This window comes from Bacillus sp. P14.5 (assembly GCF_003316765.1).
Lineage (GTDB): Bacteria > Bacillota > Bacilli > Bacillales > Bacillaceae_B > Rossellomorea.
Map to the genome: position 1 here is coordinate 251691 of NZ_NIJF01000116.1, position 14606 is coordinate 266296.

Annotated in this window: 9 protein-coding genes and 1 riboswitch; of the genes, 8 read left to right on the top strand and 1 reads right to left on the bottom strand. The window is 44.4% G+C overall.

What is annotated here, in order from left to right:
• Positions 1-71 precede the first annotated feature (71 nt).
• From B9Z54_RS23625 to B9Z54_RS23660, 8 genes are all read left to right on the top strand, one after another.
• Positions 72-659, top strand: coding sequence for a hypothetical protein (locus tag B9Z54_RS23625; protein ID WP_113930781.1), 588 nt, complete (start codon positions 72-74; stop codon positions 657-659).
• A complete protein-coding gene (locus B9Z54_RS23630) occupies positions 652-1236 on the top strand; it encodes a peroxiredoxin family protein (protein ID WP_113930782.1) in 585 nt (194 codons plus the stop codon). Before B9Z54_RS23625 ends, B9Z54_RS23630 begins: the two co-directional genes overlap by 8 nt.
• A gap of 182 nt (positions 1237-1418) precedes the next feature.
• Positions 1419-2549, top strand: coding sequence for a trans-sulfuration enzyme family protein (locus tag B9Z54_RS23635; protein ID WP_113930783.1), 1131 nt, complete (start codon positions 1419-1421; stop codon positions 2547-2549).
• Positions 2550-3607: 1058 nt separating this feature from the next.
• Positions 3608-3722: riboswitch (SAM riboswitch) on the top strand.
• 116 nt (positions 3723-3838) lie between these two features.
• A complete protein-coding gene (locus B9Z54_RS23640; protein ID WP_113930784.1) occupies positions 3839-5137 on the top strand; it encodes an O-acetylhomoserine aminocarboxypropyltransferase/cysteine synthase family protein in 1299 nt (432 codons plus the stop codon).
• Positions 5138-5139: 2 nt separating this feature from the next.
• Positions 5140-6180, top strand: a complete 1041-nt coding sequence (gene metX, locus B9Z54_RS23645; protein WP_113930785.1) for a homoserine O-acetyltransferase MetX — start codon at positions 5140-5142, stop codon at positions 6178-6180.
• Positions 6181-6326: 146 nt separating this feature from the next.
• Positions 6327-7769, top strand: a complete 1443-nt coding sequence (locus B9Z54_RS23650) for a S41 family peptidase (RefSeq protein WP_113930786.1) — start codon at positions 6327-6329, stop codon at positions 7767-7769.
• A 241-nt stretch (positions 7770-8010) separates the two neighbouring features.
• Complete coding sequence (locus B9Z54_RS23655) at positions 8011-9600, top strand: DUF6359 domain-containing protein (RefSeq protein ID WP_162785347.1); 1590 nt, start codon at positions 8011-8013, stop codon at positions 9598-9600.
• A gap of 80 nt (positions 9601-9680) precedes the next feature.
• Entirely contained in the window at positions 9681-13604 is a 3924-nt protein-coding gene (locus tag B9Z54_RS23660) for a 5'-nucleotidase C-terminal domain-containing protein (protein WP_113930788.1), read from the top strand.
• Positions 13605-13925: 321 nt separating this feature from the next.
• On the opposite strand, the gene B9Z54_RS23665 is transcribed toward B9Z54_RS23660, so the two are convergent.
• Positions 13926-14468 carry a DUF402 domain-containing protein gene (locus B9Z54_RS23665; protein WP_113930789.1) on the bottom strand — a complete coding sequence of 181 codons (543 nt, stop codon included), beginning with the start codon at positions 14466-14468 and terminating at the stop codon, positions 13926-13928.
• Positions 14469-14606: the final 138 nt, after the last annotated feature.

Genomic DNA, 14606 nt, shown 5'->3' on the forward strand with positions numbered 1-14606 from the left:
CTTTGGAGTCCGATGGAGGAGCGGCGCTGGTATGATGGAAGAGAGAAACTTTTCGTTAGGGTGGTGTCGGTTTGAAGTGGTACAGTATTGGGGCCTTCACGTTTCCTTCGTCATGGGCAGCGCTGGTGGCGTCGTTTATAGTGACGGGCGTATTTCTATGGCTCTATTATGGAAAAAATAAGACAGAATGGTTTGGGAATAGTGTGTTCTGGTTTATCGTCACATGGAAATTCAGTGTGATTTTGTTCGACTTTACGGGTTTTATTCAACAGCCTCTGACCGCGCTGTATTTTAACGGCGGTTCTAAAGGCTTTTGGCTTGGTGTAACAGTCGCTTTGATTTACATATATTTTAAAGGAGAAAGACAGCAGTTGATCAGTGGATGGCTGCTGGTTGTCCTGGTGTATGAAGGCGCTTCTGAATTTCTTGCCGACAGCGGTTCAATCCTCAGTGCTGTAAATATCCTGATTGGCTTCTCCCTGTTTTTTCTTCTTTTGAAAAAAGGGAAAGAGGCAATATGGCTTTTGGTTTTCATAAGCTGGCAGCTGCTGGTCAATTTAATGCAGGGGAATATAACCTCTGCAGAAAGTATGGCTTATATCGTGGTTACTATAGCCGTGCTGTCCATCAGCAGGCTAAGGAGGGATTCTCATGAATAAAAGAGTTTTGGGGATAGCGCTGATTGCTGTCCTTGTGGGTCTTTTTGTACTTAATATTATTCAAAATCAATCTTCCCAGAAGAAGATGGATGAACAGGTTGCTGAGCAAATGGAATCTGGTCTTGAGGCAGAGTTTGGAAGTGAAGGACCTGGTGAAGGAGATGCAGCTCCTGACTTCACATTGACAACATTAGCGGGAGAGGAAGTTTCGTTATCCGATTATAAAGGGCAGAAGGTAATACTGAATTTCTGGGCGACATGGTGTCCCCCGTGCAAGGCGGAAATGCCGCATATGCAGGAGTACTACGAACAATACCATGAGAAGGCGAATGTCGAAATGCTGGCTGTGAATTTGACCACTATCGACAATGGGAAAGAAGCTATTGAAAAATTTGCCGGGGAATACGGATTGACCTTCCCGATTCCATTGGATGAAGAAGGAGTGCAGGGAACCGTCTACCAGGCCCAGACCATTCCCACCTCCTATATGATCGACACCGATGGAATCATCCGTCACAAAATCCTCGGCCCCATGAACAAAGAAATGATGATTCAGCTCGTAGAAAATATGGATTAATAGGGGTGCTTTATTCCATTAAAGCACTGAAAGGGACAGTCCCCTGTGATGCTTTAAAATATCACAGGGGACTGTCCCTCTTCGTGCGCTAATGCGTTAAAGTGATAAAGACTGACAGGCTTGAATCGTTGTCGTATAATGGGGAAAAAGGTGTTTTTACTAGATAAAGGGGTTTTTTACAGATGAAGTTCAATACAAAAGTCGTGCACAGCACAATGCATAATCGCAGCATCAAAAGCAAATCCACTCCGATTTATCAAACCTCCGCATTCACTTTCTCGTCTTTGGAGGAACTGGAAGGTTTCTATGAAGGAAAATCTCCCTACCTTTATTCAAGATCCGGAAATCCAAATACAGATGAACTGGGCGAAATGGTGGCGGCTCTTGAAGAGGCACCGGCAGGAGTGGCGGCAGCATCGGGACTGGGAGCCATCCTTGCGGGAATCCTTGCTGTCACCCAAAGCGGGGACCAGATTATTGCGGCAGAAGATATTTATGGAGGGACCTATCAGCTTTTAAATGAAGAGCTGAAGTCCTTTGGAATTACCACCACTTTTGTGGACTTCCGTAACCCTGAAGAAATCGAAAGCAGCATCACACCGCGGACGAAGCTGCTGTATAGTGAAAGCATTACAAATCCCTTTCTAAGGGTGGAAGATATGAATGAGATGGTTTCGATTGCGAAAAAACATGGCATTCATACAATGATTGATAATACATTTGCGACTCCATATTTGATGACTCCATACAGCCAAGGAGTGGACATTGTCGCACACAGCGCTACAAAATATATCGGCGGCCACAGCGATGTGACTGCTGGAGTGACGGTTGGATGCGAAGAGATTATTGCTAAAGCGAGAACGAAAGTCATCAATCTGGGGATGAACCTAAGTCCTCATGAAGCATGGCTGACGGTCAGAGGCTGTAAAACATTGTCTCTGAGAATGAAGCAGCAATGTGAAAATGCCGCTGAACTTGCTGAGGCACTCAATGGATATGTAGGTGTAAAAACAGTTTATTATCCTAAGAATACATCTGAAAAAGGCAGCGGAGCCATCGTGACGATCGAGCTTTCAGAACAAAATGATATCCACAGGTTTTTCACAGGTTTAAGCTGGGTGAAAATCGTCCCGACACTTGCCGGCGTGGAAACGACTGTTTCCTATCCGCAAGGAACATCACACCGCGCTTTGTCACAGGAAGCCAGGGAGAAAATCGGCGTGAACCAGCAGGTTGTCCGTATTTCTGTGGGGATTGAAGATTCTGAGGATATCATTAAGGCATTTAAGGATGCTGTTGATTCTTCGAGATGACCTAACCTTTGTAAGTTTAAGCTTAAGACGGACGCCAAAGAGCTTTGGTATGGATATAGGTGTCTTATCGTCTGCCAGTTGAGTACATGAGATGTACTTTTTGTAAGGAGATATGTATCCACCGAAGCCGGGTGGGTACATGAGATGGACTTTTAGAGAGGAGATGTGTATCCACTGGAGCCGGGTGGGTACATGAGTTGTCCTTTTTATGCGAAGATATGTATCCACTAAAGCTGGGTGGATACATGAGTGGGTGTTTTAGAGAGGAGATGTGTATCCACCGGAGCCGGGTGGATACATGAGTTGGTCTTATAGAGTAGAGATATGTATCTACTAGAGCCGAGTGAGTACATGAGTGGGTCTTTTAGAGAGGAGATATGTATCCACTGGAGCCGGGTGGATACATGAGTGGGTCTTTCTGAGAGGAGATGTGTATCCACTGAAGCCGGGTGGATACATGAGTGGGTCTTATAGAGTAGAGATATGTATCCACTGGAGCCGGGTGGATACATGAGATGGTCTTTTAGTGAGGAGTTGTGTATCCACTGGAGCCGGGTGGATACATGAGTGGGTCTTTTAGAAAGGAGATATGTATCCACTGGAGCCGGGTGGATACATGAGTTGGTCTTTTAGAAAGGAGATATGTATCCACTGGAGCCGGGTGGGTACATGAGTTGGACTCTTAGTGAGGAGATATGTATCCAGTGAAACCGGGTGGATACATGAGTGGGTCTTTTAGAGAGGAGATATGTATCTACTAGAGCGTAGTGGATACGTGAGTTGTCGTTTTAGTGCAAAGCCATGTATCTACAAAAGCCTAGTAGATACATAAGATGAACTCTTTATGTAAACATATGTCTACATAGAAGCCAATTCCGCGACAAAAACTTTCGTTGCAACAGTGACTTCACCTCAAATTCGATCCCTCAGCAAAAAGCTCTAATTACTCCAAACTAAAACCAAGAAAATAAAAAATTCAGATAAATCATTGACCATACAAAAATAGTCAGTTATAATCCAATTCATACGACATATATATTTTCATAAGCAATTCGATACTCTTATCGAGAGCGGCGGAGGGAATAGGCCCGATGAAGCCCGGCAACCAACAGGCAGTTTACTGCTTGGAAAGGTGCTACATCCTACAGGCTCACGCAGTCTGGAAGATAAGAGGAGGAGCATGGACCTTTCAAGCCCTCTTCTTAGCGGAGAGGGCTTTTTATATTGAGCAAAATAACCTCTTCGCGTCAGGCTAAATAAATTTTAAAAAATTTGAGGAGGAACTAATTATGACAAATCATCAATTCGATCAGGAAACTTTATTATTGCATGGAGGCCAGGAGCCGGACCCTGTCACAGGATCCCGCGCAGTGCCGATTTACCAGACGACTTCCTATGTTTTTAACGACACAGAGCATGCCCAGAATCTTTTTTCCCTGAGTGAGCCGGGAAATATCTATACAAGGATCGGCAACCCGACTGTGGATGTTTTTGAAAAGAGAATCGCGCTTCTTGAAAAAGGGGTTGCGGCAGTGGCGGTGTCGTCAGGAATGGCGGCGATTTCCCTTGCGATTTTGAATATAGCTGGAGCTGGTGATGAGATTGTTGCCTCTTCCAAGCTATACGGAGGCACTTATAATTTGTTCGCGGTCACCCTTCCTCGTTATGGAATCAAGGTGAAGTTCGTTGACAGTACGAATCCGGAAAGTATCCAGGACGCCATCACGGAAAAAACAAAAGCAGTGTTTGCTGAAACAATCGGAAATCCGAGCTTGAATGTGCTGGACATTGAAAAAGTGGCGGACATTGCCCACGCCAACGGTATTCCATTGATCATCGATAATACGTTCCCGAGCCCGTATGGCTGCCAGCCGATCCATTTTGGAGCCGATATTGTCATTCATTCTGCAACCAAGTGGATCGGAGGACATGGAACAGCGATTGGAGGAGTGATCGTGGATGGCGGCCGATTTGATTGGAACAGCCCGAAATTCAAGGATTTCACTGAACCGGATCCAAGCTATAACGGCCTTCGCTATGTGGACGTTGGCGAAGCGGCTTATGCCGTCAAACTGCGGGTCCAGCTGCTGCGCGACCTGGGAGCCTGCATAAGCCCGCATAATGCTTTCCTTCTCCTTCAGGGTCTTGAAACACTGCACTTGAGAGTACCGAAACATAACAGCAACGCACTTGAAATCGCCCGTTATCTGGAAGATCATCCTTCTGTCGACTGGGTCAGCTATCCCGGCCTGGAAAATCACCCGGCAAATGCCCTTGCGGAAAAATATCTGTCCCACGGTCACGGCTCCATTGTGAATTTTGGCATTAAAGGCGGCAGGGAAGCGGGCAGGAAGCTGATTGACAATATTACGCTGTGGTCGCATGTGGCCAATGTCGGCGATGCCAAGTCACTGATCATCCATCCGGCTTCCACGACACATCAGCAGTTGAACAGCGAGGACCTGAAAACGACGGGCGTGACAGAGGAATTAATCCGCTTGTCCATTGGACTGGAATCTGTGAAGGATTTGCAGGCTGATCTCAATCAGGCGATTACAAAAGCAACGGCAGCCGCTGCTTCTGTATAAAAATGAAAGAATTCATCTGCAAAACAGGAACGGTTTCCATAGGAAACCTGAAGCTGGAAAATGGAGAGGCCCTTCATAAAGCTAGTCTTGCTTTTGAAATGTGTGGAAGAAAGGACGGTCCTGCCATCCTTGTCTGCCATGCGTTGACAGGCAGCCATCTCAGTGTCGGAACGGAAGAAAGTCCAGGCTGGTGGAGGGGGCTGATCGGCCCTTCCGCCAATATTGATACCGACCGGTTCTTAGTCATCACATTTAATATATTGGGAGGCTGCGATGGTTCTACAGGCCCCCTTTCACTCAATCCGGAAACAGGGGGAGCTTACAGGACCTCTTTTCCGGAAGTGACTGTAAGGGACATCGTCCATGCTCAATATAAGGCACTGGCTGAACTGGGGATTCCTTCTTTGGAAGCTGTAATCGGAGGTTCGCTGGGAGGTATGCAGGCTCTGGAATGGGGCATGCTTTATCCTGGTTTTACGAGGAAAGTGTTCCTGCTGGCAAGCACACCTTATTTTTCCGATTATGGTATTGCGTTCAATACGATCGGAAAAACCGTGATTACGTCGGATCCCCATTGGCGTAATGGACATTATGAAAGAGCAGAAGAGTTATCAGGATTGAAAGTCGCAAGGATGGCCGGTATGGTCACCTATCGTTCCCCGGAACTCTTTGAAAAAAGGTTCAATCGCAGCAAGACGGAAAATGGATTATTTCAGGTTGAGTCCTACCTTGCTTATCAGGGAGAGAAACTGGCGGGCCGGTTTGATCCCAACAGCTACCTGTATCTCATGGCGGCTATGAACAGCCATGACATCGGAAGGGAACGGGGCGGATGGAAAGAAGCTGCTTTACAGTTTCAGCCCGAATTGATTGCCCTGGCCTATAGCGGCGATTTGATTTATCCTCCATCACTGATCAGGGAGTTTGCCAGCCTTGTCCCTGGCTCAGTCTTCTATGAAATAGATACGCTCTTCGGTCATGATGGCTTTTTAACCGAATTTGAAAAATGGGGTAATATTATTACACAGCATTTAGAAAGTTAGATAACAAGACTCATAACTTGTCCCTCCGAGGCATATATTTTCAGTAGCAAAGACATCGCACCGCTTTTAAGCGTTTTTTGTGTGGTGTCTTTTTTATCCGGAAAATCTCAAGGATGCTGAAAAGCTTAACTATAGGAGGGAATGGAATGGAGCAGAGGAAAGGACTGATTATAATCGCGGCCGCCTCTCTTTTGGCAGGGGCAGGGGGGATGTACGGCGGGATGAGTTTACTGGATGCATTTGAGAGGGATGCAGAGAACGGAGTGGCCATTGAAGGCGGTCCATTGAGTGACAGGCTGCATAAAGTGGAAGTCGCCTATGATCTCATAGCGGATAAATATGTAGAGGAAGTGGACAAGGGAGAACTTGTCGAAGGGGCGATCCAGGGAATGCTGGCAACGCTTGAGGACCCTTATTCGGTTTACATGGATGCCAAGACCGCCTCGCAATTCAATGATTCTCTTGGATCTTCTTTTCAAGGGATCGGAGCAGAAATCACCGTCATGGATGGGAAGCTGCTGATCGTGGCGCCGTTCAAGGATTCTCCGGCTGAAAAAGCAGGCCTGCGTCCCAATGACCAAATTCTGAAAGTGGATGGAGAAGATATCACCGGCCTCGACTTATATGAGGCTACTCTGAAAATCCGCGGTGAAAAAGGGTCCAAAGTAGAGTTGGAGATTAAGAGAGAAGGGCTGTCCAACCCTGTGAACGTCAGTGTGAAAAGAGATGAGATTCCTCTTGAGACAGTCCACTCTGATATAAAAAATGAGAACGGTAAACATTATGGCGTCATTGAAGTTTCTTCCTTTTCGGAAAACACCTCCAAGGATTTTAAAAAGCAGCTGAGTGAACTGGAAGAGAAGGGGCTGGCCGGGCTTGTAATTGATGTACGCGGCAATCCGGGGGGCTTGCTGTCGAGTGTCAATGAGATGCTCGAAGTACTGGTCACAGAAGAAAAGCCATATGTGCAGGTGCAGGAGCGGAATGGCGAGACACTGAAATATTTCTCGGAAAACAAAGAGAAGAAGGCGTACCCGATCACCGTACTGGTGGATGAGGGAAGTGCTTCCGCTTCTGAGATACTTGCAGGGGCTTTAAAAGAAGCCGGTGACTATCCGTTGATCGGAACAAAAACGTTTGGAAAAGGAACAGTCCAGCAGCCGGTGCCGATGGGGGATGGAAGCAACATCAAGCTGACTATGTTTAAGTGGCTGACTCCCGAAGGCAACTGGATTCATAAGAAGGGAATCGAGCCCGATATCCCGGTGAAACAGCCAGCCTACTTCTATGCCCATCCTCTCGAAGCAGAAAAGCCGCTCGTCAGGGAAATGAACAATGAACAGGTCAAAAACGCACAGCAGATGCTCGAAGGCCTCGGTTATAAGACCGCCCGCAGCGATGGCTATTTCAATTCAACGACAGAAGCTGCCGTAAAGAGTTTTCAAAAGAAACATGAACTTGAAGCAAACGGCAAGATTGACAGTGAAACGGCCGCCAAGCTTCAGGAGGAAATTTATCAAGCGGTTAAAGATGAGAAGAATGACGTGCAGTTGAAGGCAGCCTTGGAGTATTTGAAAAGGTTGAATTAAGCTTATTGAAGCCCGGGACATTTGTCCGGGCTTTTTTATATATTAGGGAAAAAGCAAAGTGGAAATAAAAGGAATTAAATATTATAGACCAAATTATTTTTGAAATAAACTCCAATTCTTCCAAATTAACAGAAAAATCGTCAATTATTTACTCTGATTTACAAAATTACAATAAAGTCTAAATATCAATGCGTTAGGGTTAGAAGGCATGATAATAGTTTACTATTTTAGGAGGAGAAGAATGAAGTTGAACATTTTTAAGAAGATTACGGTCTTATCACTCGTTTTCATGTTGGTTATTCCTTCGTTTTTAGCTAACTTTGCAACTAAAGCAAGCGCGGCAGCAGTTGCTGAGGACTTATTTATTTCAGAATACATAGAGGGCAGCAGCTTTAATAAAGCCTTCGAAATCTTCAATGGTACTGGAGACAGTGTAGATCTCGCTCAGTACAGTGTAGAACTTTACTCCAATGGAGGCACTGAGGCTGGCAGCACTGTTAATCTAGAGGGCGCCCTCCAAGACAATGACGTGTATGTTATTGCTCATGGAAGTGCAGCAGATGCCATTAAGGGCCAAACTGACCTTACAAGCGGAGTGGCCAATTTCAATGGAGATGATGTTCTTGTATTAAAGAAGAATGATCAGATCATTGATATATTCGGAGCCGTGGGATCTGCAGATAAGTTTGCCGCAGACCAAACATTTACAAGACAATCCGGCATCATGAATGGAAGCACAGTTTATTCTGCAGCGGAATGGAACGTACATCCCTCAGACACCTTTTCTTTCTTGGGAACGCATGACTTTGCTGGAACAGAAGTAGTTGAACCAGACCCGGAACCAGCGCCAGAGCCAGATCCAGCACCGGAACCTGAGCCGGAACCAACCCCCGAGCCAGACAAAGGCTATCTGACAGTAGCTGAAGCAATCGCTGATAACACCGGAGAGGCATCGGTGCAGGGGTATATTGTAGGAACGAAGAATGAAGCAGAGGCACCTTTTGGAACTGCCACTAATTTGATGCTGGCAGATTCTCCAACTGAAACGGATGCTTCTAAAATGATTCCCGTTCAATTAAGTTCAGGTTCTTCAACAAGAGCGGCATTGAATCTTGTGGATAATCCTGAAATGTATCTTGCCAAGGTTCAAATTACAGGAAACCTGGAAACTTATTATTCAATGCCGGGATTAAAAAGCCCGAAAGAATTTACAATCCTCGAAGAAGTACAAGCACCTGAAGAGGAGAGAGATTACCTTACTGTAGCAGAAGCAATTGCTGATAACAGCGGCGATGCAAAAGTACAGGGGTATATCATCGGTACTCAAAACGAAACAGAAGGACCTTTTGGAACTGCCACTAATTTGATGCTGGCTGACTCTCCAACAGAAACAGATACATCTAAAATAATTCCCGTCCAACTAAGCTACGGTTCTTCAACAAGAGCCGCTTTGAACCTGGTCGATAATCCTGAAATGTATCTTGCCAAGGTTCAGATTACAGGAAGCCTGGAAGCTTATTTTGGAATGCCTGGCTTGAAGAGTCCATCTGACTATTCCATCCTTGAAGAAGGACAGGCACCTGAAGAACTGCCACAGCCTGAGCCGGGTGAAGTCATTTCCATCCAAGAAGCCCGCAGCATGGGCAATGGATCTGAGGTTACTGTAGAAGCGGTTGTCACTGCGGATAATTCCGCCATCGGAGCAGGCAAGCTCTCTACCTACATCCAAGATGAAACAGGCGGAATCAATATTTTTGATTACACTTCCCAAGATCTAAAAGAAGGCGATAAAGTAAAGGTTACTGGAAAAATCGCTGAATACAAAAATTAAAAGAAATTATTTCACCGCAAATCGAAGTACTTGGTTCCGGTGAAGCTATACCAGAACCAAAAGAAATCACACTAGAAGAATTGCAATCTGCTGAGAAAGCAGAGGAATTGGAAGGCCAGCTTGTAACAGTGAATGGTTTTGTAAAAGATGTTCCTGCCACTCCTGTTGGAGGCGGATATAACGTCAACCTTCTAGATGAGGATTATAACGGAGCTACACTGCGTGTTATTGAAGAAACAAACAGCATTGACTCTATAGAGTCTGGAAAATGGTATGAAGTTACAGGGATACTCAGTCAGTATGATTCCTATCAGATCCTTCCGCGTAAAGCAGGAGACCTGAAATTAGCAGATGAGCAGCCTGAAGCGCCATCCGCTGCAGGAGAGTATACTTCAGAGGTCTCTAGAGTCGTTGATGGAGATACCATTAACCTTTCTGATCCTGTACTGGGATCCACGAAAGTGCGTTTTCTGAATATCGACACGCCTGAGACTTATGCGGCTCATAATTCAGATCCTGCGAGAGATGAATTCAGTGCCAACCAGCTTGAAAAAGGCAAGGAAGCAACTGAATACATCAAAACCCTGATTCAAGAAGGCGATGAAGTCATCATTAAAATCGGGGAAGAGCCGATGGATGATTACGGAAGGCTTCTTGCGCAGGTCATCCGCAAGTCAGATGGAAAAAATATTAACCTGGAAATGGTTGAAAAAGGATATGCGGTAACTTATTTCATCTGGCCTGTAGGCGAAAAAGAAGAGTACGAGGAATACCAATCGGCTGTTAAAACAGCAAAGGAACAGGAAATTGGCATTTGGAATCCGGAAAATCCGTTATTGGAACTTCCTTTTGAATTCCGTGCCAATGATGATGAAAAAGGGTTCTCACGTGTTGTAGGAAACTCAGATACCATGAAATATGTTGAACCTGAAGAATGGGCCGAAGTTGCGGTCGAAAAGCGTATTTTCTTTAGCTCTCCAGAAGAAGCTGAAGAACAAGGATACACACCTGCTGTTGAAGAAACTGACGAAGAAACTCCAGAAGTACCAAGCGGCGACCTTGTCTCCCTTCAGCTGTTAAGTGCAAACGACCTGCACGGAATGATTGATTTAACGACTGCTCGTGATGGTCTGGATTATGGCCGAGCTGACTATCTTGCAGCTTACATGAGGGAGCGCGAACAGGAAAACCCTAACACACTCATGCTCCACGCGGGGGACATGATTGGCGGAAGTCCTCTTGTTTCAGCATTATACCAAGATGAGCCGACAGTGGAAATTCTGAATTCCATCGGTTTTGATATCGGGACTGTTGGAAACCATGAGTTTGATGAAGGAACTCAAGAACTTCTCCGCATGGTAAATGGAGGAGAACATCCAGAAGGAAAAGGTACGGAAAACTACAGCGGAATGGATACCAAGATGCTGTGTGCAAACTGTGTTTGGAAGGACTCCGGAGAGACAATTCTGGATGCCTATACAATTGAAGAAGTTGACGGTGTGGAAGTAGGTTTCATCGGTGTCAATACACCTGCAACAGCCACTATGGTCATTCCTTCAGGGATTTCTGACATTGAGTTTACTGATCCAGCGGCTGCTGTAGACAAAGCAGTGGCAGAACTGAAAGCTCAAGGTGTCAGAGCCATCGTGGTACTTACGCATATGCCTGCCACTCAAAATGGCGAGGGGGCTGCCGGTGATGCAGCGAACCTAGCCAAGTCAGTGGATGATGAAGTGGATGTCATTTATGCCGCCCATAATCATCAGAAAGTAAATGCGGTAGTGGACAATAAATTGATTGTCCAGGCTTGGGAATATGGAAAAGCTTTTGCTGATGTAGATGTAGAAATTGACCGCTCAACTGGAGATATCGTTCAAAAGTCTGCTGAAATTGTTGAGGTTGTCCAACAAGGAGCAGAACCTGATACTGAAGTAGGGGCAATTCTTAAAAAATACGAAGATTTAGTTGAGGAAACGAAAAACGAACTGGTTGGAAACTCAGCTCAGACACTTGACAGAAGTTATCCAACAAAGGATCAGTACGGTGATCCTGGAGTGGGGAACCTGCTTGCTGATTCTATGAAAGCATCAATGGAAAGCGACTTTGCTTTGATGAATGGCGGAGGAGTGCGTAACCCATTGGAAGAAGGGCCTATCACTTGGGGAGAACTTTTCAATATCACTCCATTCGGAAATTATCTTGTGAAGGTCGAGGTTACAGGCGATCAATTCAAAGAAATCCTGGGAGCGATGCTGGACCCTAATTATGGACCGGATTCATTCATTGCAGGCGCAAGGTATACTTGGAATCCGATTGAAAATGAAATCGTGGATGTGTTTATGGCTGATGGCAGTGAATTAGAGCCGGACAAAACATACTCTGTAGTAGTCAATAATTATATGTATGAAAATACAGAACACAGTGACTACAAGCTTCTTTCACAATATGGAAAAAATGTTGTGAATGGGAAGATAGATGTCGAGGCATTAGTGGATTATGTAAAGAGCTTTGAAATGGAACCAATCGTCTATGCAAATGAAGGAGAAGGACGAATCGAGGCTATTAAGGTAAATACAGAGGATCTTGGAGAGGTAACGATCCAAGAGGCACGTGATGCTGGTGCGAAAAAACAAGTGACAATTGAAGGCGTTGTAACAGCAGCTCCTGGAGTATGGGGCAGCAACGGTTATTATGTACAAGATGAAACATCAGGCATCTTCGTGAATGGTGCAGATGTAGAACTTGGAGATCACATTAAAGTTACAGGAATCACAGTTGATTCTGCAGGTGAATTCCAACTGAACAATCTGATTGGTGATGTTGAAATCATTGACAGTGTTAGTGTTCCAGATCCAATTGAACTGGATATTGATCAAGTAAATGATGAGAATGAAGGAAAGCTTGCAGTAGTTAAAAATGTGACTATCGCTGATTTAGAAAAAGTGAACAGCTACGGAACATTTGAATTCAACGCTGTTAAGGACGGAGAGTCTGTTCTTGTACGCGTCGATAACCGTGCGGGCGTATCTTATGATTCATTTGCGTTTGCTAATGGAGATTCAGTTGATGTCACCGGCGTAGTTGGAGAATTCAATGGAACTATGCAGTTGAAGCCAAGAATGGAATCTGACATTGCTGCTGCTTCAAAAGAAGAGGAAGATCCAGCATCTGAAGATGGAGATGAAGATGAAGATCAAACAGATTCAGATGAAAATCCATCAAATGAAGAACAAGATAACCATAAGACAATTGAAGCTGAAAAGAAAAACGGGAAGTATGTTCTAAACATTGAAGATATCGATCAGTTAGAAAGTAACTCGGTGTTAACAGTGATGATCAGCAAAGAGATGAAATCAATTGTCAGCTTGACAGCTCAACAAATTGCGGAGCTTCAAGAATCAAATGTTCATTTGGAAGTGGACAACGGAGAAGTGGCCGTAAAGATTCCTGCGATGAACCTTCCGGAAGGGAAATCAGCAGAGATCACTGTTACTGAAGTTGAAGTAAAAGGAGCGTTTGCTGCTTATGATTTCACCATTACGGTGGATAATGAAGCAATTCACCAATTTGAAGAGGAAATGACGCTTGTATTCACCATTGATAGTACAAAGGTGAAAAATACAGAAAACCTTAAAGTATTCTACTTCAACGAAGAGACCAATGAATGGGAATTAGTTGGTGGAGTTTACAAGGATGGAAAGGTGTCAGCCAAGACTGATCATTTCAGCACATTTGCTGTAATGGAAACAGCTGGTACAAATCCTGACACGGATGAAGACACTCAGCCTGTCCAAGATCCAAGTGGGGATGATAACAGTGAATCTGATGATTCTTCAAATCAAGATAAAGAAACAAAAGAAACTGACAGTACTCCTGCTCCAGTTGAAGAGTCAAAGGATACTAAACTTCCTGAGACTGGAACGGACGTTTACAGCTTATTGCTATTAGGCTTTGTGCTAATTAGTTTTGCCGGTGCATTCTACTGGGTTAGAAGAAGAGCATAATTCGAAATGATGAATCCCTCCTGAATTTAGGAGGGATTTTTTAATAGGCTGTTTTCTAAGAGCTGTTTTCGCATAAATTGTGGCTTTCGGAAAAATCCAAAAAGCACGGATTTTTTCCCGAATACTAGGATTGTTCTCTCTATTGGGGATGAGCAAATCTTTTGATGAATTATGGCGTCATCTTACCAAATTCATATAAAAAAGCAACAAAGTTTACGAACCTTTCTAAAAGATTGTTGCTTTTGAAAGCTATTTTAGCCTCCTCGTCTTTACATATAAGGACTGGAGCGGAAATCCACACTTTCTTTGTGAAAACAGCCTTTAATAATATTTATTCTTTAACTCCTCAAGGCGGGGTAAAGGAAATTCCTTATTATTCAGTTTGCCAAGTAAATAAGAAAGAGCTTTTAAACTATGTCCCACCTGCTCGCCCGAAAGCACCCCCAATCGATAGGCCTCATGAAACTCATCCATATCGACCACATGATAGCTTCCATCCTCAAACACCCGGATATCAATCAACAAATCATGCACACACAGAAGACCATTTGGCTTCCTCTCAAATTGAACAATATCGATCAGCCAACCGTGATGGGAACTTTTAAAGCCATAGGAAAATTGAAGACCAAGATCCAGCATATAAATGATGATAAAATCTTTAGGGGAATTTTCAGGGGGGAGCTCAATGATGAGTGATTCCTCCAGAACAAGAAAACGATGGCAATATACTTGTTTCAAAGCATATTCTTCTTTCAAGGCAAGGGCATTGCTAATCACTTCTTCACTATTATGTCTTATATCCTTTGTATAATTTAATCCTCCATGCTCTCTTCCGACATGGTTCCAGTAAACAACGACGCTCATTTGACATTCCTCCTGACAATAATCACATTACCTTTCGCCAGTTGTTTGCAATTTCCTCTATATTTCCCGGGAAAATATATGAATGTCGAGCGCTGGAAAATTTAGTAGTGCAAGAAAGACAAATATAAATAGGTTTTA

Bases quoted from the DNA above. Each gene is read 5' to 3' on its own strand.
- B9Z54_RS23630 (WP_113930782.1), top strand. From the start codon at position 652: ATGAATAAAAGAGTTTTGGGGATAGCGCTGATTGCTGTCCTTGTGGGT.
- B9Z54_RS23635 (WP_113930783.1), top strand. From the start codon at position 1,419: ATGAAGTTCAATACAAAAGTCGTGCACAGCACAATGCATAATCGCAGC.
- B9Z54_RS23640 (WP_113930784.1), top strand. From the start codon at position 3,839: ATGACAAATCATCAATTCGATCAGGAAACTTTATTATTGCATGGAGGC.
- metX (WP_113930785.1), top strand. From the start codon at position 5,140: ATGAAAGAATTCATCTGCAAAACAGGAACGGTTTCCATAGGAAACCTG.
- B9Z54_RS23650 (WP_113930786.1), top strand. From the start codon at position 6,327: ATGGAGCAGAGGAAAGGACTGATTATAATCGCGGCCGCCTCTCTTTTG.
- B9Z54_RS23655 (WP_162785347.1), top strand. From the start codon at position 8,011: ATGAAGTTGAACATTTTTAAGAAGATTACGGTCTTATCACTCGTTTTC.
- B9Z54_RS23665 (WP_113930789.1), bottom strand. From the start codon at position 14,468: ATGAGCGTCGTTGTTTACTGGAACCATGTCGGAAGAGAGCATGGAGGA.